This window comes from Cupriavidus sp. DF5525 (genome assembly GCF_040149425.2).
GTDB lineage: Bacteria > Pseudomonadota > Gammaproteobacteria > Burkholderiales > Burkholderiaceae > Cupriavidus > Cupriavidus pickettii_A.
Map to the genome: position 1 here is coordinate 664083 of NZ_CP168267.1, position 24255 is coordinate 688337.

General features: G+C 60.3%; 23 protein-coding genes and 2 pseudogenes. 14 read left to right on the plus strand and 11 right to left on the minus strand.

Annotation, left to right across the window (positions count from 1 at the left end):
- Window positions 1–13 precede the first annotated feature (13 nt).
- Window positions 14–919, minus strand: coding sequence for a TauD/TfdA family dioxygenase (locus ABNX08_RS37510; protein WP_041682377.1), 906 nt, complete (start codon window positions 917–919; stop codon window positions 14–16).
- Between the two features lie 165 nt (window positions 920–1084).
- Window positions 1085–1300, minus strand: a complete 216-nt coding sequence (locus tag ABNX08_RS37515) for a hypothetical protein (protein ID WP_349607516.1) — start codon at window positions 1298–1300, stop codon at window positions 1085–1087.
- Window positions 1301–1758: 458 nt separating this feature from the next.
- Between ABNX08_RS37515 and argH the strand changes: the two genes are divergently transcribed.
- On the plus strand, window positions 1759–3264 hold the full coding sequence (gene argH / locus ABNX08_RS37520; RefSeq protein WP_349607514.1) for an argininosuccinate lyase: 1506 nt from the start codon (window positions 1759–1761) through the stop codon (window positions 3262–3264).
- Between the two features lie 27 nt (window positions 3265–3291).
- Window positions 3292–4248: a tripartite tricarboxylate transporter substrate binding protein gene (locus ABNX08_RS37525; RefSeq protein ID WP_349607512.1), complete on the plus strand. Its 957-nt coding sequence runs from the start codon at window positions 3292–3294 to the stop codon at window positions 4246–4248.
- An 88-nt stretch (window positions 4249–4336) separates the two neighbouring features.
- On the opposite strand, the pseudogene ABNX08_RS37530 reads toward ABNX08_RS37525, so the two are convergent.
- Together ABNX08_RS37530 and ABNX08_RS37535 are read right to left on the minus strand one after the other, a co-directional pair.
- A pseudogene (locus ABNX08_RS37530) lies at window positions 4337–4504 on the minus strand (transposase); the annotation flags it as partial.
- Window positions 4503–5408, minus strand: a complete 906-nt coding sequence (locus ABNX08_RS37535; protein WP_022540157.1) for a LysR substrate-binding domain-containing protein — start codon at window positions 5406–5408, stop codon at window positions 4503–4505. The pseudogene ABNX08_RS37530 and the gene ABNX08_RS37535, both read right to left, overlap by 2 nt.
- 164 nt (window positions 5409–5572) lie before the next feature.
- Here ABNX08_RS37535 and ABNX08_RS37540 point away from each other — a divergent pair, with 164 nt between their 5' ends.
- A complete protein-coding gene (locus ABNX08_RS37540; RefSeq protein WP_349607509.1) occupies window positions 5573–5980 on the plus strand; it encodes a RidA family protein in 408 nt (135 codons plus the stop codon).
- An 85-nt stretch (window positions 5981–6065) separates the two neighbouring features.
- On the opposite strand, the gene ABNX08_RS37545 is transcribed toward ABNX08_RS37540, so the two are convergent.
- The gene (locus tag ABNX08_RS37545) at window positions 6066–7394 is read right to left on the minus strand and encodes an IS4 family transposase (RefSeq protein WP_374063801.1); all 1329 of its coding nucleotides are present in this window, start codon (window positions 7392–7394) and stop codon (window positions 6066–6068) included.
- Window positions 7395–7804: 410 nt separating this feature from the next.
- Here ABNX08_RS37545 and ABNX08_RS37550 point away from each other — a divergent pair.
- From ABNX08_RS37550 to tnpB, 5 genes are all read left to right on the plus strand, one after another.
- A protein-coding gene (locus tag ABNX08_RS37550; RefSeq protein ID WP_374063754.1) for an IS3 family transposase occupies window positions 7805–8982 on the plus strand; the annotation gives its coding sequence in 2 pieces (ribosomal slippage) (window positions 7805–8072 and window positions 8072–8982; 1179 coding nt in all).
- A gap of 1078 nt (window positions 8983–10060) precedes the next feature.
- Complete coding sequence (locus ABNX08_RS37555; RefSeq protein WP_022540159.1) at window positions 10061–10372, plus strand: H-NS family nucleoid-associated regulatory protein; 312 nt, start codon at window positions 10061–10063, stop codon at window positions 10370–10372.
- 77 nt (window positions 10373–10449) lie between these two features.
- Window positions 10450–10743, plus strand: a complete 294-nt coding sequence (locus ABNX08_RS37560) for a hypothetical protein (protein WP_022540160.1) — start codon at window positions 10450–10452, stop codon at window positions 10741–10743.
- Window positions 10744–10957: 214 nt separating this feature from the next.
- Window positions 10958–12199: an IS4 family transposase gene (locus ABNX08_RS37565; protein WP_051370080.1), complete on the plus strand. Its 1242-nt coding sequence runs from the start codon at window positions 10958–10960 to the stop codon at window positions 12197–12199.
- 71 nt (window positions 12200–12270) lie between these two features.
- The gene (gene tnpB / locus ABNX08_RS37570; protein WP_349608988.1) at window positions 12271–12576 is read left to right on the plus strand and encodes an IS66 family insertion sequence element accessory protein TnpB; all 306 of its coding nucleotides are present in this window, start codon (window positions 12271–12273) and stop codon (window positions 12574–12576) included.
- An 11-nt stretch (window positions 12577–12587) separates the two neighbouring features.
- On the opposite strand, the pseudogene ABNX08_RS37575 reads toward tnpB, so the two are convergent.
- Window positions 12588–12650: pseudogene (locus tag ABNX08_RS37575) on the minus strand (hypothetical protein); the annotation flags it as partial.
- A 311-nt stretch (window positions 12651–12961) separates the two neighbouring features.
- Here ABNX08_RS37575 and phaZ point away from each other — a divergent pair.
- Window positions 12962–14203, plus strand: a complete 1242-nt coding sequence (gene phaZ / locus ABNX08_RS37580) for a polyhydroxyalkanoate depolymerase (RefSeq protein ID WP_022540163.1) — start codon at window positions 12962–12964, stop codon at window positions 14201–14203.
- A gap of 299 nt (window positions 14204–14502) precedes the next feature.
- On the opposite strand, the gene ABNX08_RS37585 is transcribed toward phaZ, so the two are convergent.
- The gene (locus ABNX08_RS37585) at window positions 14503–14703 is read right to left on the minus strand and encodes a hypothetical protein (RefSeq protein WP_022540164.1); all 201 of its coding nucleotides are present in this window, start codon (window positions 14701–14703) and stop codon (window positions 14503–14505) included.
- 322 nt (window positions 14704–15025) lie between these two features.
- Between ABNX08_RS37585 and ABNX08_RS37590 the strand changes: the two genes are divergently transcribed.
- The gene (locus ABNX08_RS37590; protein WP_022540165.1) at window positions 15026–15484 is read left to right on the plus strand and encodes a hypothetical protein; all 459 of its coding nucleotides are present in this window, start codon (window positions 15026–15028) and stop codon (window positions 15482–15484) included.
- A 582-nt stretch (window positions 15485–16066) separates the two neighbouring features.
- Here ABNX08_RS37590 and ABNX08_RS37595 read toward each other — a convergent pair.
- Together ABNX08_RS37595 and ABNX08_RS37600 are read right to left on the minus strand one after the other, a co-directional pair.
- Window positions 16067–16945 (minus strand): hypothetical protein, encoded by an 879-nt coding sequence (locus tag ABNX08_RS37595; protein ID WP_041682383.1) that lies wholly within the window; start codon window positions 16943–16945, stop codon window positions 16067–16069.
- A gap of 226 nt (window positions 16946–17171) precedes the next feature.
- A complete protein-coding gene (locus ABNX08_RS37600) occupies window positions 17172–17546 on the minus strand; it encodes a hypothetical protein (protein ID WP_022540167.1) in 375 nt (124 codons plus the stop codon).
- Between the two features lie 421 nt (window positions 17547–17967).
- Between ABNX08_RS37600 and ABNX08_RS37605 the strand changes: the two genes are divergently transcribed.
- Complete coding sequence (locus ABNX08_RS37605) at window positions 17968–18678, plus strand: metallophosphoesterase (protein ID WP_022540168.1); 711 nt, start codon at window positions 17968–17970, stop codon at window positions 18676–18678.
- A gap of 853 nt (window positions 18679–19531) precedes the next feature.
- Window positions 19532–21535 carry a GSU2403 family nucleotidyltransferase fold protein gene (locus ABNX08_RS37610; RefSeq protein ID WP_022540169.1) on the plus strand — a complete coding sequence of 668 codons (2004 nt, stop codon included), beginning with the start codon at window positions 19532–19534 and terminating at the stop codon, window positions 21533–21535.
- Window positions 21536–21780: 245 nt separating this feature from the next.
- Here ABNX08_RS37610 and ABNX08_RS37615 read toward each other — a convergent pair whose 3' ends face one another.
- Both ABNX08_RS37615 and ABNX08_RS37620 read right to left on the minus strand, forming a co-directional pair.
- Entirely contained in the window at window positions 21781–22065 is a 285-nt protein-coding gene (locus ABNX08_RS37615; protein WP_022540170.1) for a type II toxin-antitoxin system mRNA interferase toxin, RelE/StbE family, read from the minus strand.
- Window positions 22052–22348, minus strand: a complete 297-nt coding sequence (locus ABNX08_RS37620; RefSeq protein WP_022540171.1) for a type II toxin-antitoxin system RelB/DinJ family antitoxin — start codon at window positions 22346–22348, stop codon at window positions 22052–22054. The genes ABNX08_RS37615 and ABNX08_RS37620 overlap by 14 nt, the downstream gene beginning before the upstream one ends.
- A 281-nt stretch (window positions 22349–22629) precedes the next feature.
- On the opposite strand from ABNX08_RS37620, the gene ABNX08_RS37625 reads away from it, so the two are divergent.
- Complete coding sequence (locus ABNX08_RS37625; protein ID WP_022540172.1) at window positions 22630–22971, plus strand: helix-turn-helix domain-containing protein; 342 nt, start codon at window positions 22630–22632, stop codon at window positions 22969–22971.
- On the plus strand, window positions 22968–24203 hold the full coding sequence (locus ABNX08_RS37630) for a type II toxin-antitoxin system HipA family toxin (protein ID WP_022540173.1): 1236 nt from the start codon (window positions 22968–22970) through the stop codon (window positions 24201–24203). Before ABNX08_RS37625 ends, ABNX08_RS37630 begins: the two co-directional genes overlap by 4 nt.
- The last annotated feature ends 52 nt before the right edge of the window (window positions 24204–24255 follow it).

The window sequence follows — 24255 nt, forward strand, 5'->3', positions numbered from 1 at the left end:
TGGGATGAATCTTTCAGGCCATGACCGGCTGGGCCATATGCGCCTTGACTTCGCCTTCGCCTTCGCCAATGCCGAAGGGCTTGTCGCCGATGATGCCGGCGCGCTCCATCTTGCGATGGCAGGGCGCGTAGTCCATCACTGCGTAATGCTGGGTGCTGCGGTTGTCCCAGATCGCCATACTGTTGGCCTTCCAGCGCCAGCGCACCTGGTATTCGGGAATGAAGGCCTGGGTCACCAGGTAACGCAGCAGGTCGGCCGCACCCGGGTTGTAATCCTGGCCGTAACGCACGTATGCGGGCGTATGGAAGTTGGTGAAGTGCGTGGTGAACGCGTTGACGAAGAGGATGTTCTCGCCGGTTTCCGGGTGAACCCGTACGACCGGATGCTCGGCATCCGGGTACTGTGCCTTCAGCGCCAGGCGCTTCTCGATCGGCATAGCTGCGCCAAAGCTCGCCTCGATGCTGTGCCGTGCCCGCAGGCCGGCAATGTCCGCCTTGACGTGCGCGGGCAGGTTCTCGTAAGCGAGAACCATGTTCGCCCACATCGTGTCGCCCCCGACCGCGGGCGTTTCCACACAGCGCAGGACACAACCCATCGGAGGTGCCTCACGCCAGGTCGCATCGGTGTGCCAGGCGTTCTCGTAACGGTCGATCGGCTGGTCCGGCCGCTTGTAGATCTGCACGAGCCCCGGGTGCTCCGGATGGCTGCCGGCTACCGGGTGATCTTCCAGCTTGCCAAAGCGCTCGGCAAATGCGACATGCTCGGCGCGGGAAATGTCCTGGTCCCGCAGGAAGAGGACCTTGTGCCGTAGCAAGGCGGCGCGGATCTCGTTGAACAGGCCGTCGTCATGAATAGCATCAGCGAGCTTCATGCCTACGAGTTCGGCGCCGATGCTGGCGGTCAGTTGTTCTACGCGCATCATTCAGCCTCCGAACGCACCAAGACTGAATCGGAACGTGCGATATTCGCAAGCCAGACCGCGACACCATGGTCCGTAATAAAGACTGGATGTATCCATTCTATGTCTCCTCTTGATATGGACTTCCAACGCACATCGCGTTGCCATCAATGTAGGAGTTGCGGGTCAATCCGGACTTTGCTTTCCGTGCCAGGAGCCTTGCATTTGGTGCCAGGGAACGGCGCCGGATCGCTCGGACTTGATCATGGTCAAACTCGACTCGTCAGCCGGCCAGTGGTCGGCGATGATGTGACTTAAATTCTTGGCCAGCGAAAGTCCGTTAGCTTGGCTGAAACCGACGTTCGAACGGCCGAGTGATCGTGCGGGCCAACGACGCTTCATGGCCGGTCTCGGCCGGCTGCCCACCGCCAGGCCACGGCTGTCTCTGTGCCCCCCTTCTGCCGTTCGGCACCGCGCGGCCCCAACGACTGCTTCCAAGGTAGTAGCGCCGTTCGCTCAAGTGGGTAGTCCAGTTCGTCGTCGCCCGTTGCGGAAGATCCGGATGATGGACCGCACGGCCGAGCGGCGATCGCACCAGAGCTGTGCGTAAGTAGAAGAATCTCTTATGCGCGTCCAACCTCGTCTGTAGTTGTGCCCGCCTGGCCAAGAATCCATCATTCGATCAAGGAATCGGACTCGCCGGACTGAGCGCGCTGCGCTCTTCGGTGAAGGTTCATTTCGATATTTCGCCCAGCGCAATATGCTTGAGCGCGCCTGGAGAACCCCTGTCTGATTTGATTGTTGCCGGGTAGAAAAGCACCACCACACAAACCGGATGCTGATCGCCCCCACTTACCGACATGACTTCCGCGACATCCCAAGAAACGACACTTGCCGAGGCTCGACTCAAATCGCCCCCCGCTTCTCGGCTGACGAAGCACTACGCCCTGCCGGGCCTCGAGCGCGAACGCAGGCAGTTTCATGAGTTCGTTGCCGTTGATCTCGCCCATACCACCATGCTCGTAGAAGAGGGCATCCTTTCGGTGGACACCGGTCGCGCCATCCTGGAGCAGTTGCTGACCATTCGGAACATGCAGCCTTCGGAGTTTCCAATTGATGCGCGCAAAGGTAGCTTCCTGTTGCAGATCGAGTCGTATCTCTTCGGCACCATTGGAGAGGATGTGGGCGGCCAGATGCACACCGGCCGCAGTCGGATTGATCAAGGCGCTACGGTACGCCGACTTTATAAGCGCAACCGCATTCTGGATGTGATGGACCGGCTGAACGAATTCCAAGGGGCGATCGCTGAGCAGGCGCGCCACCATGCTCATACGATCATGCCCGGCTATACGCATATGCAGCAAGCCCAGCCTTGGGTCTTTGGTCATTATCTCCTCAGCTTCAGCTCTCGTCTGCATGACAGCTTTGAGCGTCTGGCTCAAGCCTACGGGCGCGTCAACCGCAATCCACTGGGAACGGTTGGCCTTGCCGGCACGTCCTGGCCGCTAAACCGCGCGCGAACCACGGAACTGCTCGGGTTCGATGGTCAAGTTGAGAACTCCAAGCTTGGTCGTGAAGCTTTTGACTCTGCAGATGCCATTTGTGCTCTGTCTTTCATCATGGCCGATCTGAACGACCTGGCTACCGATCTGCACATCTGGTCCAGCACCGAATTCGGGTTCGTGGAATGCGATGACAGCTACTGTGGTACGAGCAGCATCTTCCCGCAAAAGAAGAACCCGGTAGCTCTGGAGACCATTAGGAAGGCGGCCGGTCCCGCAGTAATGTGGCTGAGCACCGCCTTGGCTACGTTCCGGGCGGAAGGAACGGGCGACCAGGCTATGCGCACCGTCTCTCATATCGATGAAGCCATGGCAACGACTGAGGGCATGCTCGATCTGTTCACCGGCGTCATCGAAACCCTAATCGTGCACCAAGACCGTATGGCCGATTCGCTCAAGGGTAGTTGGTGGACCGCGAGCAACCTTGCGGACGTTATTGTGCGCGAACGAGGCCTGTCCTTCCGCCAGGTGCACCACATCGTCGCCCGTGCCGTGCGAAACTGCGTGGGGCAAGAACTGCGCCCTGATCAACTGACTAGTGCTCGTCTCGACGAGGCTGCGCTCGAAACGGCTGGCATCGCACTGCACCTGGGCGACGCCGCCGTACGGGAAGCGCTCGATCCGCTTCGCTTTGTCGAGACCCGGATTACTGACGGAAGCGTCGGGCCCCACCAGGTCGCACGCCTGCTCGAGCGTGCAGCGCAGGAGCGCGCTGCAGATCAGCAATGGGCAAGCGAGGCACGCAGCCGATTGAAGCGTTCGCAACTGGCACTCGACGAGGCTGTTGGCAAGCTGGTCGCTTAAGGCGAGATGCTCAAGGAGAAGTTGATTATGTGGAAGTCTATTGCAGTGTTCATATCCATCGCCGCGCTCTCGCCGGGTGTTGGCGCGGAGACTTATCCCTCGAAGCCAATCATGCTGGTGGTGCCCTTTGCTGCTGGCGGCACGGTCAACATGATGGGTCGCCTGGTTGCCGAGCAAATGGGGGAAAAGCTCGGTCAGCCAGTTGTCGTCGACAACAAGGCCGGCGCGGGTGGTGCAATTGGTGCCGGATTCGTTGCCAAGGCCGCCCCGGATGGATATACCCTGTTGCTGGGCTCGATGGGACAGGCAGTTCAGCCTCTCCTTACCAAGAGGCTATCGTACGATCCCAAGAAGCTCATTCCGGTCGCGATGTTCTCGACAGTGTCGAATGTGCTGGCCGTATCCAACAATACTCCCGCGAAGAGCGTCTCGGAGCTGATTAGCTATTCGAAGGCGAATCCCGGCAGGCTGAATATGGCTTCGGCCGGCATGGGCTCGATCAATCACCTCATCGGTGAACTGTTCATGTCCAGGACAGGAGCCAACTTCGTACACGTGCCGTACAAGGGCGCTGCGCCTGCAAGTGTCGACTTGCTCTCGGGGCAGGTGCAAGTGATCTTCGCGAATCTGCCGAACGTGCTTCCCTATGCGAAGGCAGGTAAGGTCCGCTTGCTGGCTGTCGCTAGCGAAAAGCGCGACCCCGCTATCCCCAACGTACCTACCTTCGCTGAAGCAGGTGTCAAGGATGCGGTTGTCGAATCGTGGTATGGCCTGATGGCGCCTGCCGGTACCAAGCCGGAGATAGTGAAGAAGCTGCAGGATACTTTGCTTGTTGTGGCCAATGACAAGCGCTTCATTTCCCAACTGGCGGAGCAAGGCGCACGACCGTACTCTGGCTCCAGTGCAGACATGACTCAGCTCCAGGAAAAGGAAGGGAAACGTTGGGGTGAGGTGATTGACCATTCCAGGATTTCGCTGGACTGAATTGACACACTGCTGAGGCCGGTGCTGGCTGCGGAGCACCGAGCAGTACTGGCTCCTCCCATGCGGAGGGCCTTTTTGGTTCATCGCCGATTCCAGGCAGGCCGCTTCCGGTGAGGAAGAAGTAATGGTCATCACGGGAGCCGTAGGCCATGCGCTTGATCACCTTGATCCGATTGTTGATGCCTTCGACCAGATTGGTGCCCAATGGCCGGCGAGTGTGAGCCAGAATGCCTGGTAGATAGGGCTTGAGCCGCCTATGGCAAAGGCACGTTGGCTTTGAAGAGTTCCTTGACCACTTTGATGAAATCCTCAACAACCTTTGATCGAGGTTGATGGGTAGGCAGAACCATCGAAAAGTGAAACTTCACGGCGGGCAACAAAGGGCGCCAAACTACGCCGGAATCACGCACTCTGCGAGCGGTGAAGGGATCGACTACAGTTAGGCCAAGTCCGCCTGCCACCAGACTGCATGCCACGTGACCGAGCGACGTGACCACCGAGCGTTTGCATGTCACTCCGGCAGCTTCGAGTTCCATCTCCAATCGCATACGCACAGGGCTATTGCGGCTCAAGGAGATAAGCGGCTGATCTTGCAGGTCAGTAATTTTCAATGACTTCTTGCGGGCCAAGGCATGGCCGCGAGGGAGGACGCAGACTGCCGCGACGCTTGGTAGCGGGAAAACATCCACCCCTGGATACTCAGTGCCCGACATCTGAACAAAGCCGATATCGATTTGGTGCGCAGCGGCGAGCTCCAGCACGCCTAGAGAGTTTCGAACGTCCAGCGAGATCGCCAAATCGGGGCGAGAGAGCGAAAATTGCCTGACTCCTTCGGTGAGCAAGCTCAAACCCAAAGTATGCATTGACGCAACACGCAAGGTGCCGATGCGCGCTGACTTGAGGTCCAGCGCCACTCGCTCGATCTGCTCCATACCCTGGTAGAACTTGTCCACCTCACGGAACAGCCGCTGGGCTTCGGCTCCGGGAATGAGGCGATTTCCCTCACGCCTGAATAGACGAATTTCCAGTCTTTTCTCGAGATCCCTTATGAGCGCGCTCACTGCGGGCTGACTGATCTTCAGCAGTTCGGCCGCGACAGTCATGCTGCCGGACACCATGACACTACGGAAGGCTTCGAGTTGGCGGGGGTTCAATGGCATAGGTAGCTAGGCGAAGACATTCTGGCAAGCGTAATCAACGTCACAAGCTGATGCAAGCATGAGATCCCGAGTCACCTGTGGCCGCGCTCGCCATGGCAGCCTACTGGAGGTTCACTACTAGTCTACCCCTCGGGCCGCCTCGTACTATTCAAAGGAAATACCACATGCAAGACCGCGAAGTCATCGTTCCTCCCGCAATGCAATCAATCATGGACCGTGCTGGCTATGCACCGGCGGTCAGGGTTGGTGCGACTGTCTTCTGTGCCGGACAGGTTGGCCGGACGGCAGGCCTTCACGTAATTGCTGACCCTGAAGCGCAATTCTTCGCTTGCTGGGAAAACCTGCGAGTATTGCTGCAAACAGCCGGCTGCACGTTTGAGGACGTCCTTGACATGACGACATACCATGTTCATATGAGTCAGCATATGCCGACTTTCAGAGAGGTAAAGAATCGCGTGTTTCCGCGCGGTACGTGCGCATGGACTGCTATCGGCGTATCAGAGCTTGCTCATCCCGGCCTGCTAGTCGAGATTAAATGTATAGCAGTAAGACGGGATGCGGCAGTGGCATGAATCTCCCGTCGGAATTTCACCCGTGCTGCCAAAATTTGTACTTGACGCGCCAGTCGCCCCCTTAGACCATTTCCTTATACAGAAGTCATGACTCTTCCCGCAGTGCTTGAATGGTGAGCGCGGCGTCCATGGTTCGCTGCATGCCGATCCAGATCGTCTTAGCGCCGGGCTCGCCATCGCTCTTGCGCCCGAGGAACCCACCCAGGGAAGCAACCAACCGAATCATCTGATTGAGTGTGACTGGTGTCTTCGGGCGGGCCTTCTTGGCGAGCACATATGCCCCCCGAATCTCGTCGGCATCGAAGAACAGGGACGCATCCAGATCCGGGCAGGTTCTGCCCAACCGCATCAAGCGGGCAATGCGCCACGCCACCACCATGTACAACGCCAAGGCCCGCTCTACACGGTCCATGTGCGAGAGCTGTAGCGCTTCGACCTTGCAGCCGGTCTTCAGGACATGGAAGAACATCTCCACTTCCCATCGGGCTCGGTACCAGTCGACGAGCTCGATGACAGCATCGGCGTCCTGCGCTTCTCGGTTCGTCAACAGCCGCCAAACCACTGGCTTGACGCCTGCGGGCGCTCCGATCTCCCTGGCCTCTACACAGGTGAGCGCAGGGCCATCCAGACCGGGCAGCCTCATGCGTTTTGCGCGTAGCTCCTGTTTGACCTCGCGCGCCTTCTGGCCTGCACGCCCCGGCAAGATAAAGGTGATTTCCCCGAGTACCGGGCTGGCGTCGACGCTATCCCACAACTTGCCGCCCTCGGCAAGGTTGCGGTTGTGTTGGCTGCGGATCAGCCAGTCGGCCGGTTGGTCAAGTTCCTGGGCGCGCGCCATCAACTCGGCAATATCACCCTCGCGGTCCGTCACATACACCAGCCGTGTCTGGGGCAATAGCGCGGCTTGCTCCGCAACGCGTTCATACCCTTCAGTCCAGCGTACGCTTTCCTTGATCCCGCCGCGGTTGCCGTCGGCGTCCTTTGGTTCCCGAGCCCACATCCAGGCATCGATCACCCCCAGCGGTTCACGGTCAGGCGTCACCGCGTAGGTCGGATGCAAAAACATGCCCCGCTGGGCTTCGTAGCTCAGCGGCCCCAGCCCCTCCATTTCCTGGCCATTGAAGTTCAGCTCGGTCGTATCAGCGATGCACAGCACCACCGGAAACTGCGCGACTCTTTCCGCCGTGCGCTCCCAATGCGGCTGCATCACGTCCCGCCAATCGATCTGCTCATTGCCGAGAAACCGATACGCCGCAATGGTTTGCGACCAGTCATCGCACGCACCGGGAATGCTCGCCGTAGGCAGGGCCGCAAACCGCTTGAGCAATTCCTTGGCCCGCCGATCCCGCCGCGGATCGCCAAGATCCAGACTCTCAAATTCCTCGTCCACCCATGCCCCCGACTCGTTGCCCATTGCTGCCCAAAATCCGAGAGTAAACGCGAGTCTGGCGAAGTTAACAACCCCTTACCTCGAAATTTCCGCGGCCTCAGGCTCCATGCCCCGCTGCCGAGACGGTCCTACTTCTGTATAAGGGGATGCCCTTAGACCGCCGAGGGGAGCGCAACCCTAGATTGGGTGATCCTAACCCTCTCCGGGGAAGTCGGGCTCTCTGTGAATGTGAAACCAATCTCAGGGCTCGAGGCCCCAGTCGCCTCCACTTATCCAAGTGTCGATTTTTGCGAGGCAAACTGTCCCAATTAGGGCTGGCCGGACAACGACCGTTCCCAAGGCGAACCGGCCGATCCAATGTCTGGTTGTAGTGGTCTAATTTCCTCGGACAGGTCGATAGGAGGACAATCCGGAATCGACGAGGAAAGAGCTAGATGACAAGAAGGCGCCGACAATTTGACGCCAGCTTCAAGCTGGAAGTGGTACGGATGGTACGAGACCAGGGATTATCGGTCAGCGAAGTCTGCCGGTCGATGGAACTTGGTGAGACGGCCGTTCGCCGCTGGGTGGCGCAATACGACGCCGAGCGCGCCGGCGGCCCGGGCGAGGGCAAACCGCTGACGGCCGAACAGCAGCGCATTCGGCAGCTCGAAGCGGAGAACCGACAACTGCGCGAGGACAATGCGCTGTTAAAAAAAGCGTCGGCCTTCTTTGCACGAGAACTGAAGTGAGTTATCGCGTGGTAACTCACTTGCAACAGGAGGCCGTATCGGTCAGTAATGCCTGCCGGGTTTTGCAGGTGAGCCGCTCTGGCTACTATGCGCACCGGCGTGCCAAGCCGAGCGCAAAGAGCCTGCAGGAACAGACCCACGTCAAGGCAGCGTTTGCTGCCAGTGGTGCGAACTATGGCAGCCGGCGCGTGATGCATGCGCTGAGGGCACAAGGACTACGTATTGGCCGCTATCGGGTCCGCACGCTGATGCGCGAAACGGGATTGCGCGCGAGATGGAAGCGCAAGTTCGTCTCGACGACCGACAGCAGGCATACGCTACCTGTGGCAGAGAACGTGCTCGACCGGCAGTTTGACGTGGCCGAGCCCAATCGCGCGTGGGTTTCGGACATCACGTATATCCGCACGGCGCAGGGCTGGTTGTATCTGGCGGTCGTGCTGGACCTGTACTCGCGTCGTGTGGTTGGCTGGTCGATGGCTCCCACCATGCCGGCCGGACTGGTCATGTCGGCACTGACCATGGCGTTGCAGCAGCGCCGGCCAGAGCCGGGACTGGTCCTGCATTCCGACCGGGGCAGCCAGTACGCGAGCGATGAATACCAGGCGTTGCTCAAGCAGCATCACGTGGTTTGCAGCATGAGCCGCAAGGGAAATTGCTGGGACAATTCGGTGATGGAACGGTTCTTCCTGAACCTCAAGATGGAACGCGTGTGGCAGCGGCAGTACGCCAACCACGATGAGGCACGGCGCGACATCAACCAGTACATCATCGCTTTCTACAATCCGGTGCGCTTGCACTCCACTTTGGGCTATCTGTCGCCCGCCGCCTACGAGACGGAAACGACAGTGAAAGAACCTATCTGCCTGTCCGAAATAACTTGACCACTACAGGTTGCTGCGACGGGCGAGTGACGCTTCATGGCCGGCTACCGCCGTTGCGAATCCGCCAGCTTGAGGCAGTAAGCGACTCGTTGAAGCGAACGGAGCAGGGGAGGGCGTGCCAGGCCGCGGCGATAAGGCACGATAACGTTGTGCTTATCGCGTGGTCCCCACGCGAAGGGGGGCAGGCTTGGTGATCTTGTATCCGAGACAGCCACGTGCGGAAGGCAAGGAAGCGTAGCCGGAACCCGGAACTGCAGCCCTTGAAAGCGCAGTGAGCCGCGGTGGGCTAAAGTGCAATGAATTGGGCCGCAAAGGACGACTTGCGTCTACGATGCAAGCCATCGGTCGGTCGATGCCAAGGCTGCTAAGCTCCTCTGCTGAAGTCACAAGGTCTTTGGGGGCCAAAATTACGTCTTGCGGCCCAATTTGTTGCACCCTCAGGTCATTCCTGCGTAGCTGGCTTGTCTAGCCGCAAGATAGGAGACCAATATTCGTCTCTCCAACGCCTGGCTTGTGGCCAGGTTCCGGCTCAGTTCTGCGATCCCAGAGCGCTAGAGCGAGTCACAGAGCTTATACGAGCATGTCCTCGCCTTATGCCAAGATGACTGAAGTGCGGAGATGGCGAAACAAGTCCCGCCGGCGACCCCGAGGCTGCGCTAACGGACCTGTCCGGCGAGCGAGGGGAGAGGCCATGCGGGGACGTCGTCGGGCGGCCGCACGACGGTCTCAGCGTCCGTGTCGAGCACCGAATACGAGCCAATATGTGAACTCTTCTTGCTGGGGAACCTAGCGCTCCCCAACTTGCCTGGGGCGTTTGCAATCCAATACCCGCCCCAATTGTTCACGCGGCCTTGCCGAGAGCATCACACTGACTCTCATAGCGCTGGCGCCATTCCGCTTTGCGCTCACCGCGCTAATCGATAATGTGCTCGGAGTACGGCTTGATTCAGGTGGCATTACATCGATGTTTTTCCATTGGATTGTGCGCCCATAAGGATAGGGTGAAAAGAATTTTGCGTCTAAGCTTGATTAGCTTTAAACTATCTTCTCTCATCCCTCGCCTGGAAAGGAAACGCGCATGGCATCCTATAAGGAACTCATGTCCCAGAAGCAGGCCCTCGAAGCCCAACTGGAAGAGGTACGCGCTAATGAAGTAGCGGGCGTCATCGAGAAGATTCAGACCCTGATGGCGGAGTATGGCTTGACGGTCGAAGACATTGCCAAGCGCCGTCGCGGCCGTCCAGCGGGCAGCGGTGCAAGCAAGCCGAAGTCGGAACTGCCCCCTAAGTACCGTGACCCCAAGACCGGGAAGACTTGGTCCGGCCGTGGTCGCCAACCGGCCTGGCTCGGTAAGAACCCCAAGAGATTCCTGATTGCAGAAGACGCCTAAACCTCAGCTTCTGCCCCCCAGAATAGAATTCGCCCCTGCCCGCAATGCAGGGGTTTCGTTTTTTTGAGAGCAGCACCATGTCCTTTGAAGCGATTCACGCCGAGATCATGCTTGCCCGGCCATACCTGATTCCTCACGAACGCACAGAGAAAGGGATAAGGAATGGGTATTCTTATTGGCTGCGGGTTCCGCCCAGCAAGGAACTGCGAGTCATCCGTTTTTCGCAAGAAGGTGGTAGCTACGAGCTCGTGCGTTCAGCCAGCGAGCGCAAAACACGAGAGAAGGTACGACAGCATTTCTCCGGCTCAGTATCCGAGCTCTTGGCCATTATCGATGAGCAGGTTGAAATCATCCGAAAACAGTCGCGCTAGTCACATTTGCCGGCGGGGACCGACGCAGCGGTTCGGCCATGGGGCCATCCCTCAATCCACCCAAGATAAGCCGTCAAATAGAATCGCAATTTGCCACGCGCACGCTTGACAGATGACGAGGTTCGAGCGGCCGCCGCCCTGCTTGCGCTGGCTGTTTAGCGCAAGCAGGGCGGCGGCCAATAGAGGATCGTTTCTCGATCTTCGCTTGGCTCTCATGCCCCTGTCCGATCTGTTCGCTACGCTTACCCAATATCTGCACACCAAGGTCTTTCACGATCTTGCCCGTCATCCCGAATATCCAGCCGCATTCACCCGTCAGCGCAAGCTCACCCTGCCCACACTGATCGCGTTCATGCTTGGCAACTTGCGCATGGGCGTTCAAGCCGAACTCGATCAATTCTTCGCCGCGCTCGCCCGCCAAAACACCTTGTGCCGGCGAGTCAGTGAACAAGCCTTCGCCCAGGCTCGCAGCAAACTCAGCGGCGATGTCTTTGCTCACCTCAATGACTGGCTGCTTCAGCAGGTGTCCAACCATTTGCCGCGCTGGCATGGCTTTCGGCTGGTCGCAGCCGACGCCTCGCACCTGCGTTTTGCCATCCGCCACAGCCATCTGCCTCGAGCCGCCACCCGTGATCAACTCGCTTTCGGCCTGTACCTCCCCGGGGCCGAGATGATGCTCGCCGCCTCACTGCACAGCGTGCTCGAGAACGAACGCCAGATCCTGTTCGAGCATCTGGACCGCCTGCAATCCGACGACTTGCTGTTGCTCGACCGCGGCTACCCGGCCCGCTGGCTGGTAGCCGTACTCAACCAACGAAACATCCCTTTCTGCATGCGCGCCGACGGTAGCGGCTTTGCTGCCCTGCGGGACTTCGTCCGCTCCGGCCGCGCCGAGACCGTCGTCACGCTCCCGGCTCCAGCCCGCAATGACGCGCGCGACTATGAATGTGCGTCCGTCCCGCAGACCGTCCGGCTCATCCGGCAGATCTCGCCAGCCGCCAAGGTTCGCGTGCTCATCACCAATCTGCTCGACAGGCACCGCCATCCGGCTGCCACCTTCCGCGATCTCTATCACCAGCGCTGGCGTCTCGAGGAGGCCTTCAAACGCCTCAAACACCGCATGGCACTCGAACACCTGTCCGGCCTCTCACAGTTGGCCGCCAGGCAGGACTTCGGAGCCAAAGTCCTGTGCGATAACCTGCACGCCCTGTGCTGTCTTGCGGCCGCGCAGGAACATGACATTGACTCGGATCATCGGATCAACCGTGCCTACGCCATCACCGCCCTTAAACGTGTCCTGCCTGCACTGCTGCTCGGCCTGCGCTGGGCCAAGGCTGCCCTGAACGAGACCTTGACCTTGATCGCAACACGTCTCCAGCGCGTGCGACCAGATCGCGCCAAGCCCCGTCCACCACGCCACAAGCCTCATCGACATGCCGCTTATAAGGCTTGTTGATGCTGCTTATCTTGGGTGGATTGGGCCATCCCTCCGCATGTTCAGCCATTGCCGCATCGAGGTCCAGCGCCATGAGCGGCACGCTGATCGTGTACTGGCCGCTCCCGGCGGCGCAGCAATGCTGCCCAACTGCTCGGGGACTGGATGCGATGATTCGCATTGGCGTGCTGCGGCTGGCTGTCGAGCCCATCGACGTGCTTGCCGATACCGAGCGGCTGCTGGCGCGCGTGGTGCAGGTCTTCGGCACAGCCCAATCTCATCACGCTTACCTGTTTGCGAACGCCCGCCACACCCCCATCAAGCTATTGATACTTGACGGCCTCGGCGTCTGGTGCGCCGCTCTCCGCCTCAACGAAATCATAAACTGGTGCAGATGATCGTCCGTCCAGCCCATGGACGCCTGGATGATCTCGTGAAGCTGAGCCGACGTGATGTGCTCATGAATGAGCACGCACAGGTCGCCAAATCGGCGACTCGAGCCATACAGCGTAAATCGGAGGGACGAGCGTTCCTACATCGACGATGATCGCCGCGACCAAGGAATCAGTTTTTCCACCGATCTTTGGCACTGCAGCAATAGTTGCCCCGCCTATAGTGAAACTCTGGTACAGCCCCTGCACCCGCATAGGTATGGGGGCCGCAGACGAGATCCAGCGGTACGTCTGCCTCGACATCGCCCTCATCAAAGCGATCTGGACCGATGAGGTCTGGAGCTTGGATCGTGGCCGCCGGCCAGCCCGGTGTACTTTCTTGGAGGCCTCCATGCTCTACCGGTTCATGGAGTATCAGCGCGCAATGTTCGCGCCATTCGCTGTGTGGGCAGCGAACGCGGCAAGCGCGTTTTCCGATCATGAGAACCCGCTGTCGCAGATACCGGGCGCTCCCGCCTTTGCCACTGGTTACGAAATGCTGTCCCGTCTGGGACAAACCTACGACAAGCCGGGGTTCGGTATCGCAGCTGTTGAGCACAACGGCTGCGTCATCCCTGTGGTCGAGCAAGTCGTCCTGGAAAGGGCATTTTGCCGCCTTTTGCGCTTCGCACCTGATCCGGTCACACTTGGCGCCGCCGCTTCGCATACAAGACCTGCTGTGCTGGTCTGTGCGCCGCTGGCTGGGCATCACGCCGTCATGCTTCGCGAGGTCGTCGAAACCTTATTGCCCGAGCATATTGTCTATGTGACGGACTGGATTGATGCGCGCTGTGTTCCACTGGTGGACGGGCCGTTTCACCTGGATGACTACGTCACCGAACTGCAGGCGTTTATCCGTCAGATTGGCGCGGCGGAACCACTGCACGTGATTGCCATCTGCCAGGCCACCGTACCGGCCCTGGCGGCTGTTTCCCTGTTGGCCAGCGCGGACGAGCCGACTCCCAGGAGTCTGATCCTAATGGGCGGGCCGATCGATGCGCGTCGCAGCCCCACCGCAGTGGGAAGATTCGCCGCAGACCACTCCCTTATGTGGTTTCAACGGAATTTGATCTATACAGTGCCCGGTCGCTATGCCGGTGCCGGTCGCAAGGTGTACCCGAACTTCCTGCAGCTTGCCGGCTTGATGGCGGCACAGCCAGGTCTTTTGGCGACGTCGCACTGGGACTACTATTTGGAACGCGTGGTGGGTGACTACGAGCGTGCCGAAGCCCTCCGGCGCGTTTGCGATGCCTACCACGCGGTGCTCGACATGGCGGCCGAGTTCTACCTGGATACCATCCAGATCGTGTTCCAGGAATTCCGTCTGGCGCGCGGCAATTGGTTCGTGCAAGGGCAGCCCGTGCGTCCGCAAGACATCCGCGCCACTACGCTACTGACCATAGAAGGCGACCACGACGCCATTTCTGGCTGCGGGCAGACCCACGCAGCGCACGGTCTGTGCCGCGGCATTGCGGCACGGGACAAGCGGCACGTGACGGCGCGCCGGTGCGGCCACTATGATCTTTTCTCTGGCCCCCGGTGGCGCTCCGAGATATACCCTGGCATCCGCGCCCTGACTCGACAAAATACCTAGCCGCGGTGCCCGCGCCCATCATCCAAACACCACAGTTGGCCCTGCAAGTGGCAGTCGCAAGAATTCGATGTCGGCCGTCCACGATGACGTTGCTCACCACTGCGCCTAGCAATACCGCTTCTCCAACGAGGCAATGGTGATCCGCGACATTCGGCGTTAGCAATCCTTCGCGACAAATAGGTCACAACGTGATAGGGGCCTCTCGATACTTCATACAACTCATCTCGAGTCTCGGAGGTGGACACCATTCATGCCCGGTGCCAAGAACGAAGATCGCGCCGCCTGCGGCAGGAGCCGTGTTACGGAATGCGGCGCAGGGCTTCAAGCATAGAAGCCCCTTGACTCGTCAAGCGAGGGTGGGCATTTGGGCTGCCGTGGCCATGCTCCATCGTCACCAGTTTGTGGACCAGCAAGCCGTCTAACTGTTCCGGTTCGAGATCGTCGATGTCTTGCGCATCGCCAAGCAGTAGCAGCGCGGCAATTTCATGCGGACTGAGCATGTCAGGCTCCTTTGTCGGGGGGCGGAAAAGGAACTACGACTGCTGGTCCGTGGACGGAGTTCCACGGAGGATGACAGGACCAACATTGAGTGAACTCGGTGCGAGGACGCGCTGAGTATGCGCACACCAAGCATTGACACTAAACGCTCTTGTCCCCGGATTCAAGCTCTACGTGTGCTGCAATGCAGCGGAGCGAAGCTGAAACACATCGGATCGTTGGTTGATATTTCAGCCGTTTGGCAACCCCATGGTGAGCCCACGGATCACTGCAGATCGCGACAAAGGTTATACTCCGCGCTCCAACGAATAACGGATAATCAACATGGTCGCAGAAGCCAAAGCATCGACGCCGACGAGCGCGGTTACCAAAAGGAAGCCTGTCGCAAAGAAGTTGACGGCACCGACGAAGAAGGCGAGCGTGCTCGCACGTGAAGCCCAGGCAGCGAAAAAGCGCTTGCTGAAACTGCGCGCCGACACGAAGAAGGCCATTGAAGCCGCAAAGCGTGAGGTCGTGAAAGCCACTGAAGCCGCAAAGTCCGCAGCGCGTTTTGAGAAGCAAGCCGCAAAGGACAAGCTCGCGGCGAAAAAAGCGAAGGCTGTAGGCGTCAAGAAGACTTCCGGCAAAGCTGCCGCCACGAAGGTCGCCTCGAAAAAGGCTGCTGGTAGCAAAGCCGCCGCGACTGTTGTGCCGAAGAAGGCTGCGGTGACGTCCGCAACGAAGAAGCGAGCCCCGGCGAAAAAGGTGGCACAGACCGTCGTGACACCCGAAGCTTCGGCGTGATCTTTCGCCTCAACCGAGTTGGCCTTCGGCAACCGGTCGATTGAGGCAGGATGGGCGCTCACCGGCGCCCCGTTTTGATCGCCCCGGCCAGGCCGCACAGAGCGCGCCGTGGCAAGCAGCAACGTGCCGCGCCATGAGGTCAACTCCGCATGCCGAGCGCTAGACCCATGCCCATGACATCGGTCTGCGACTGTGCGTACCCATTTCTGCGAACCGTGAAGAGGGGCGTCTCCTGATAATGTGGGCCTTCGTGCCGCTGCGCGACGCGTGGAGCAGGCCATACATCAGTTCAGAGATTCTCTATTCCTTTTTGCGTTGCGAGGTTTGGCAAGCGACCCAAGCACTGTCTCGTTGAGCAAGAATGACCGACCGGTCGGTTGGCGCGCCAACATGATTACTGGTGGCGGGAGCAACTTCAGCGTGGTCATGTGACAACACGTGTTGGCTGCGCAGGCGCTTGAAATTGCCGATCACCGCCGTCCCCAGGACACGGATGTCAACGCAGCGCGCGCTCTCTTCCGCGAGGTGGAGAGCATTTTTTTGTGCCCTGCGAGTGCGTGCAAACGCGAAAAGCCCGAGACGTTACCGCGTACGGATGTAGGCCTCGAAGAGGCCCGCGTGCAGGCCGCGTAAGTCCTTTCGCCGTTCCAGCAAGTCATGCTGGCGACCCTGGCGCTCAAGGGTCAACAACTCCAGCATGATCCGCAATCCCTGTTCGGGTGATGTGCCCGTCGAGGGCTCGGACGCGCGTAAGAGGGCAGCAAGTCCGGGTTTTTCGGCCAAGGACCAGGCGGGAAACCAGCAAAGATCCTCGGGTGTGCCGTCACCGTCGAAATTCGCATCGAACCGCCGGCGCAGCGCCAGCAATGACGAATCCCCGAGCGTTTGTATGAGCGCGCCGAGCTTCTTCGGGGATAGCCAGGCAAGCTCGGCCAAGAGTGGCCATGCCGGGTCAAGCCCCTGGAGCCGGTAGACCGTCTCGGCCATCCAGGCGAGGGGAGCTGGAATTCGTCGCCATGACCCGATTCGCTTGATGCTGTTGCATGCCGCAGTCCATTCCCCAGCGCGCATCCATAGGGGTGCCGAATGCCATTCGGGCATCTCCCGGTGAAACGGCAATTGAGAGGCGGCCCGGGCGACGGCACGCCACAGCGGTAGGCACCAAGCCATGCCCGCTACGTCGCCGAATGCTCGGCGCGCTGCCGGCATGCTCGGCAAACACCACACTTCGCAGGTGTCGCGCAGCGCCGTGTGAGTCGCGAAGTGTTCGTGGACAGGAGCCTCCAACACACAGACAAGTGTCTCCAGGGTCGGCACAAGCGCGTCGTCTGGATATTCCGCGACCAGGCGCTGCAGTGCTTCACGCCCGGCGGCGGCATTGCGTTGCTCCAGCGCTGTGAGCACGTCGTTGCGAAGCATGACATCGCGGCCATCTTCAAATAGATCGAGCTGATTCGTCACGGCGTTCCCGTTGGTAGTCAGATTGCGCCCCTGCAGGACCGGCCCGACATCGCCGGGCACAACAAGTCTTCAGGGATGGTAGCTGCTGCCACGACGACGGGCAATCCGCAACCGGCCAACCATATCTCTACGAGATAAGCGCTACCCGAGGGCGGCCAGGCAAATCAAGGCGCGACTCGCGGCGCTGATTCTGTTTTGGACTTCAGGATGGCTGCATGGCAATGCTTTATTCCGTCCATACAGCATCGACATCCCTCGTTAGATGTCCAGCGAGGATGTAGTCTCCGAGCTTCTCCGCTTTTCCCTCCAGGCGCTCCAAGTCAGCCACTGGTAGCATGCTGAGGTCAAATTGGCAGTAAAGATTGCGCTGACGGAACGTGAGCTTTGGACGACTCAGTCCGGCAACGAGTGCAGCGGGCGAGCTGACGGCAATACTCTCATGGCCGCGATACTGGACACGTATGCCAAGCTTTTCGCCCAGCCTGCCCAGCCCAATCGCATCCTTCCATCCTGATTCGTAGTCCAAATCCACGACCGTGACGCCCTCTGTTTCCAGGAGCTTTAGTGCTTCGCCTTTGGTCGCAGCCAGAGCTGTCGCCATTGCCGCCTCCCCTGCTAGTAGGACCTGTGGCGATTCGCGCGCTTCTACGGCCCAGATTCATATTGCATAGCAACATTGTAAGCGGGGAACGGTCTACTTCGTTAGGTCTTGTCGTCCCGCGTACCGCTTTGACTTAAGAACCCGTACTGGTGGATGAAGTAACCTTGCGCGGGCGCAGTCGCGGTTACGCATTCGACAGACTGGTGATCAGGTAGATTGGTGATCATTCAGAGATAATCGGGTGACAGCGGACTGCCACTTTGCAAACGGAGCGCGCCCGATAGGCCATGCACAGGTGCACGAGGTCATACGGGGCGCGTTTACCCAGACCGTGGCCGAGACGCATGGCGGGCCTACACCCGCCGGCCGTTCAGGTTCACCGCCGTCGATTCCATCGAACCAAGTCACCTATCCGAGACCGATGTCTGAAGGCCACGTATTCATTTGCGGCGACCCCCATGGCGAGTTCGGCCCGCTGATTGAAAGCGTCCACCGTCACCGCCCCGAGGCGGTAGTGCTCGCTGGCGACATCCAGGCCAGGCGCCCACTGGATGAAGAGCTCGCCAGCATCCTTCCCCTGACGCAAGTTTGGTGGATTCCTGGCAATCACGACACCGACAGCGATGCCGACCACGACAACCTGTTCGGCTCGGGCCTGGCCGACCGGAACCTGGATGGGCGGGTGGTCACGATTGCAGGCCTTCGGATTGCCGGGTTGGGAGGGATTTTTCGCGGCCAGGTCTGGATGCCGCCCGAACCATCGCGCGTAGAGAGCGCCACTGACTATCTGGCCAAATGTGGGAAGGGGAATTACTGGCGGGGTGGTCTGCCGCGGCGCCATCGCAGCACGATCTTCCCGCAGACCTACAACGCGCTACTGAGTCAGCATGCGGATGTCCTGGTCAGTCACGAGGCTCCGGCTTGTCACCCACACGGGTTCGAGGCGATTGACACGCTCATCGAAGCGATGGGCGTGCAACGCGCTTTCCACGGCCATCACCACGAATCCACGGCTTATCCGAACACAGGACCGTGCCGCATCTTCGGTCTCGGTGCGTGCGCGGTAGCCACGATCGAGGGAGAGTTCTTGCCCAGCGTCCTGACTTGTCCAAATCAAGACGAAGGAGGCTAGACCGGCGGTTGAGGTTCACTGGCAACTCCGTTGGGCGCCAGCGGGCCGGGCAAACGACTGGCGCGCTTTCGGATTGTGCGCGCAGGCCAGGCCGCCCGCAGGTCGACATGACACCGGCAGATCCGGCGCTCGACCGCGCAGCTGCGGCTGCCGTCGGCAAGTTGGACGCGCCGCTTGCCAAATAGTGAGCGCGACCAAAAAAACAGCCCTCGCTCCGATGGAGGAGAGCCGCAGAACGTCCAAGAAGAAATCGGGTAACACCTTGCGGCGCCGCCCACATTCAGTATCCGCCAGGTTGCCGTTGACGGCAATCCAGCCTGCGCCGCGCAGTTCATCTGTTCGCGAAAAAAGAACCCGCGCTCATCAGGGGACGGGCGCGGGTGGTAGCAGGACCTACCGGAGCAGGATACGGCGATATAAACATCGCGCAACACAGGATTAGGAGCCATTTTTCCCGGCAGTTCTTTTGCCAGCGAAAAATGATCACGCAGCAGACCATTGCACGCTCGGTGGAGCATCCTCGACCTTGCAGGGCCGCCACAATTCGAGGCTGTTTGAGCGCTCGGCGTTGCGCCTTGAGTCGGATGCACTGCTCGCCGGAGAACTCACAAGCGCTGCGGACGATAAACGCGGGAGTAGGGCGTTGCAAGCGGGACGCAAGAGGCGAACTAATCACGCACGCCCACGGAGTTGAACCCGCGATCCGTTATGTGGCGCAATCGGTACATCGTTACTGGTGCGTCCGCCGTGAGGGATCGGTAGTGGTATCTTTTTGTGCCAGTCCGCCGTCTCGATGGCCGAAGCACAGTCCCGGCCCGCAGACCATGAGCGAGGTGAATCTGATTAGCCGGTGATGATCGACTACTACAACACTCTCGGCGTTTCGCCTCGCGCGACCGAGGCGGAGATCCGAGCGGCCTACAGGCGGCTCGCGATGAAATTTCATCCCGACCGACAGCACGGCAAGTCTGCCCTGGAAAAGAAGCAGGCCGAGGAGAAATTCAAGGAAATCGAGAGGGCTAACCGCATCCTTGGCGACGCCCAGAAGCGCGCGGAGTACGACCTGGGCAATGGCGCGGCCCGTAGCGGGAATCCCTGGTGGGCCGGGCCGGACAAAGACGACGCTAATTCCGAAGACCTCTTTCGCCAGCCGTTTCACCAGCGCCAGCGGAGACGCCGTCAATCCAGACCACCACCTGTACGAGGCGAGGACATTCGCTGCAAGACGTCGATTGACGCTGACACGGCGGTCCGTGGTGGCCAGGCAACCATTGAGGTCAAAGTTGAAGACACATGCCCGTCTTGCGGGGGCTCAGGGGAAACGGACGCTCCCGTAGCGTGTGAAAAGTGCGACGGCGACGGGTGGCATCCTTCCGCGGATGGTTGGGGGCAGCGTACCTGTAGCAAGTGCAAGGGGTCGGGGGTGGATTGGCGCTGCAGCCCGTGCAAAGGGAAAGGTACCCTCAAACAAGCCAGGCACTTCGACATCCAAGTGCCGCCGAACACCCCAGCCGGTCGTATCCTTCGTGCAGTCGGTGGCGGCATGCCAGGGGAGTTCGGTGGCGCGGCCGGGGACCTGCTCTGCGAAATCCGGGTGGTGAAGTCCGGGACTACGTACCTGAATGGTCTCGACATCCACTGCGAGGTGAAGATCGATTGCATCACGTCGTGGATCGGCGGGAAGACCACCATCGAGATCGTGGGACGAACCTTCGAGGTAGACGTCCCGCCAAATACGGGCAGCGGCAAGTCTTTGCGCTTTGCCGGCAAAGGCCTGCGTGACACCAAGACTGGCCGGACGGGCGACGCCATTGCGAAGGTGGTCTTGACCCTGCCGAAGGGGCCGTTCGCGGAAGAGCAGCTCGATCACCTGCGCCGGTTTGCCGGGCGCGAACCCGTGATCAAGCCGCGGCCGGCCGCGCCGGCGAAGCAGGCGGCAACGGAAGAGCGTCCGGCGAGTCCCGCTCCCGCGCCTGAACCGCCCCGCGAAGCGGCGCACGACTTTGCGAGTGCCACGAAGGCCCCAGCGCGAGCGACCGCCTCGTCTGGGCGTCGCAAATTCCAATGCGGCGGCTTTGAAGTCCGCCATCTGGAGCGCCTTGAGTTGGAGCAGTATGGCGTTGCATGTCAGCGCTTTGCGGAATGGGAGGCCGCCGTGCGCGCGGAGGCGTCGGGGGCGACCCGCCCAGGCCGCGCCGCGGCCAAGCGGCTGGAACTGACGCGAACCGAAAGCGAGATTTCCGCCTACGCGCCTGGCAATGCCCCACAGATTCTGGTTCAGTTGTTGGAGGCGTTTCGCCGCGCGGGTTTCGCGGAGACGATCTCGGTGATTGGGAACTACGCGATTCTTGCCTATGCGTCCGCCGCGGGCTGCCGCATCGACGATGCCGTCAGACTCGGGCTGTACAACAAGCGCGTGCAGTTCGTCACGGCGAAGCCCATCGCAGAGTCAGTCATCCTGCCCGCACTCCAGGCAGTGGATCCGACCTTCATGCTCGCCCCCAGGATGGGGTTCTGCGTGCGCGGGCGAAACGAAGTCGGCTTCGTGGTCGACATCGTTGGCGCCGTGCAAGCGAGCACGCCGGAAGCGACGCTGTCGACCACGATTGCGGATGACAGTGGGGCGGCCATGTCCTATGGGATGACCAAGCTCCTGCGTGGCGGTCGGGTAAGCACGATTGTCTTTACCAAAACGGGCGTCATGGAGCGCCTGACAGCGATCTCCCCCGAGTCCTTCTGCGCGTTCAAGGGATGGATCGCCGCCCAGCGGGGGGTGCCAGAGGAGAAGCGAAAATTCTGCCAGAACTTGACGGCGCTGGCGGCCAAGCTCGGCGACGGACTCGTGCTTAGCCCCTGAGTTCGGCAGTCACATCCAACGCGCGGCAACAATCTCAAAAAGGCAGTCGACGAGCTGCCGCGACGACCAGCGTCGAAGCCGGCGCGCCGTGTTTGCGCGTCCAGGACGACGACGCCAGGCAGCGCTAGTGCTTGGAGGTCTCAGGCGGTCTGTCACGCAAAAGGCTGGTGGCTTCGCCAAGGGCGAAGCCGAAGGCGCGTCGCGGCAGGGCGGCGCACCCATTTTTTGGTCAGTCCTCGCCTGGCTCAACCGGGCGACGGCCATTGCTGCGCGGCATGGAGTACCCGCAGGATCCGGATGGTGGTGGCATCCACGGCGTACACGACCAGGTAGTTGGCCGCCACGACCATCTCGCGCGTGCCCGCGACGCGGCCGGCTCGGTAGAGCTCGGGGTGTTCCGGCAGCCGTGCCGCTTTCGCTTCGAGGTCGTCCTTCAGGCTCTGGGCCGCATCCGGATTCTCATCCGAGATGTAGTCCACGATGGCGAGAAGATCGGCCCTGGCCCACCGCGTCCATTCAACCGCGCGCACGGCGTTTCCGGTCGATCAGCGCCTGAACGTCGTCCATGACCTGGTCATGCGGGAGCGGCGGGGCAGGGTCGGTCAGCGCTTGCTGGACCTTGGCGCGGAACCAAGCATCATAGGTCTCGGGATCCGTCGTCAGACCGGGCGGCAGCCCGCCCTCCTTGGCGATTCGTGTCAACAGGATGCGAACTGCGTCGGACACGGTTAGCCCGACGCTGGCGAGGTTTTGCGTGGCCCGGGCTTTGAGGTCGTCGTCCACGCGGATGTGCAGCATTGAGGTATGCGCCATGGAAATCTCCTATGCTTTGACCTACATTATGCATCTCAATTGAGATACAACCAAGGGTAAGCGCAGGGCCGTGGTACCCGCATGCGCCACTCCACGTTCAGCGAGTCGTTGTCCGGGTCGCCAACGGGTAGTTGACGTACAATGCCTGAATGTGCCTTAAACTTAACATAATGTTAATTATGCGAAAGTGACGTATACGCCGCTAATGGAAAGCTGACATCCGGCGAAAAAGCAAATAATACGTTCTGTTTTTAGCGATTTAGACTATTATTATTTGCATCATGCCTAGGAAAGCCAGCGCAGTTTCAACCCTACCAGGCCCGGTCAGCCGGTCGCTGATCCAGCTCGGTCTCAATCTGCAAGTTGCCCGCAAGCGGCGCAAAGAGACAATGGTGGCCTTCGCCGAGCGGATGCAGGTTTCAGTGCCGACGCTCCGGAAGATGGAGCAAGGCGATCCGTCGGTGTCAGTCGCCGTCTATGCAATGGCGCTCTGGCTGGTTGGACGCCTCAAATGGCTTCCAGAGATTGCGAATCCTGCCGCGGATGAGGTCGCGCTGGATCTGGAGATCTCCCGCGTTCAACGGCCTGCCGCCAAGTCGCAGTCCCAGTGGAAGAAACCATGAACGATCACCTGTACGTTTGGTTTTACCGACCGCACAGCCATGAACCTGTGCTCTGCGGCCGCCTGGATCTAATCGGTGGTCGGCAGTGCCTGTTCTCTTACGTGCCTGATTATCTGCAGCGTAAGGACGCCATCGCTCTCTCCCCAGACTTGCCGCTCCGTGATGGCAAGTATTCAGCGCCGTCCGGCCTAGAGCTACACCCTGTTTTCGAAGACGCTGGACCGGACCGCTGGGGCCGGCGCGTTATCGATCGGGCCTTCAATCCACGCAGGCGCGCGGCTATTGACTACCTGGCCTTGGCCGGCGAGGACCGGATCGGCGCGCTCGGCTTCGCCGGGGTGGCGGATCGGTATGAGGTCAATCATCCTCCCGTGTTCCATCGCGGGGATCTGCCAGGATTGCTCGAGGCCGCGCGCGCCGTCGAACTGCAGCTGCCAATCGACGATCGTCTTCGCCAGTTGCTGCGACCGGGCGGCACCGCTGGCGGCGCCCGTCCCAAGGCGATTGTCGATGATGAAGGAAGCTCCTGGATCGCCAAGTTCCCAGCAGAGGGCGACGAGGTGGATTTCTGCGCGATTGAGCATGCCTCACTCGTGCTGGCGCAAGCGTGCGGCATCGAGGCGCCCGAGTCCAGGCTCGTCCAGCTGGGCAGGAAAAACACGCTACTGGTCAAGCGGTTTGACCGGGAACCTGGCGGCGACCGCATCCACTTCGCGAGCGCGCGCACGCTGCTGCTTGCCGATGGCATCCCTGAGGAACAAATGTCCTATGCAGACATCGCGGAGGTGGCGCGCCGCTACTCACCCTGGCCTCTCGACGACTGTCTCCAGATGTTCCGACGCATGGTCCTGAACATCCTCATCGAAAACACGGACGACCACGCCAAGAATCACGCCTTCCTGCATCAAGGTGGGGAAGATTGGCGGCTGTCACCGGTCTATGACGTCCAGCCGCAATTGCAAGGCATTCCCTACCAGCAACTGATTGTCGGCGATCACGGCACGGACCCGACGCTGCAAAACGCCCTGACCCAGGCCACCCGCTTCATGCTCACGCCCGCGGAGGCGCATGCTGAAGCCGAGCAAATTCTGGAGATCGTTTCTGGATGGAGGAACACCTTTGCGGAAGCCGGAGTTTCCGACCAAGACATCGAGGCCTGCGCACGCTACATGATGCGTGACACCAACCTTCCCCCATTGCCAACGCGCCGTCGCACCCAGAGGAAGGCCTAGGCGCTACGCGCGCGAATGCGCCACCGAGGGATTTGTCCAAGGAGATCCGCCG

Coding starts and splice junctions, on each gene's coding strand:
- ABNX08_RS37535 (WP_022540157.1), bottom strand. CDS start 5,408: ATGCCATTGAACCCCCGCCAACTCGAAGCCTTCCGTAGTGTCATGGTG.
- ABNX08_RS37525 (WP_349607512.1), top strand. CDS start 3,292: ATGTGGAAGTCTATTGCAGTGTTCATATCCATCGCCGCGCTCTCGCCG.
- tnpB (WP_349608988.1), top strand. CDS start 12,271: ATGAGCGGCACGCTGATCGTGTACTGGCCGCTCCCGGCGGCGCAGCAA.
- ABNX08_RS37610 (WP_022540169.1), top strand. CDS start 19,532: ATGATCGACTACTACAACACTCTCGGCGTTTCGCCTCGCGCGACCGAG.
- ABNX08_RS37630 (WP_022540173.1), top strand. CDS start 22,968: ATGAACGATCACCTGTACGTTTGGTTTTACCGACCGCACAGCCATGAA.
- ABNX08_RS37540 (WP_349607509.1), top strand. CDS start 5,573: ATGCAAGACCGCGAAGTCATCGTTCCTCCCGCAATGCAATCAATCATG.
- ABNX08_RS37585 (WP_022540164.1), bottom strand. CDS start 14,703: ATGCTCAGTCCGCATGAAATTGCCGCGCTGCTACTGCTTGGCGATGCG.
- ABNX08_RS37515 (WP_349607516.1), bottom strand. CDS start 1,300: ATGAAGCGTCGTTGGCCCGCACGATCACTCGGCCGTTCGAACGTCGGT.
- ABNX08_RS37625 (WP_022540172.1), top strand. CDS start 22,630: ATGCCTAGGAAAGCCAGCGCAGTTTCAACCCTACCAGGCCCGGTCAGC.
- ABNX08_RS37555 (WP_022540159.1), top strand. CDS start 10,061: ATGGCATCCTATAAGGAACTCATGTCCCAGAAGCAGGCCCTCGAAGCC.
- ABNX08_RS37590 (WP_022540165.1), top strand. CDS start 15,026: ATGGTCGCAGAAGCCAAAGCATCGACGCCGACGAGCGCGGTTACCAAA.
- ABNX08_RS37545 (WP_374063801.1), bottom strand. CDS start 7,394: ATGGGCAACGAGTCGGGGGCATGGGTGGACGAGGAATTTGAGAGTCTG.
- ABNX08_RS37600 (WP_022540167.1), bottom strand. CDS start 17,546: ATGGCGACAGCTCTGGCTGCGACCAAAGGCGAAGCACTAAAGCTCCTG.
- ABNX08_RS37565 (WP_051370080.1), top strand. CDS start 10,958: ATGCCCCTGTCCGATCTGTTCGCTACGCTTACCCAATATCTGCACACC.
- ABNX08_RS37510 (WP_041682377.1), bottom strand. CDS start 919: ATGCGCGTAGAACAACTGACCGCCAGCATCGGCGCCGAACTCGTAGGC.
- ABNX08_RS37560 (WP_022540160.1), top strand. CDS start 10,450: ATGTCCTTTGAAGCGATTCACGCCGAGATCATGCTTGCCCGGCCATAC.
- ABNX08_RS37605 (WP_022540168.1), top strand. CDS start 17,968: ATGTCTGAAGGCCACGTATTCATTTGCGGCGACCCCCATGGCGAGTTC.
- ABNX08_RS37620 (WP_022540171.1), bottom strand. CDS start 22,348: ATGGCGCATACCTCAATGCTGCACATCCGCGTGGACGACGACCTCAAA.
- phaZ (WP_022540163.1), top strand. CDS start 12,962: ATGCTCTACCGGTTCATGGAGTATCAGCGCGCAATGTTCGCGCCATTC.
- argH (WP_349607514.1), top strand. CDS start 1,759: ATGACTTCCGCGACATCCCAAGAAACGACACTTGCCGAGGCTCGACTC.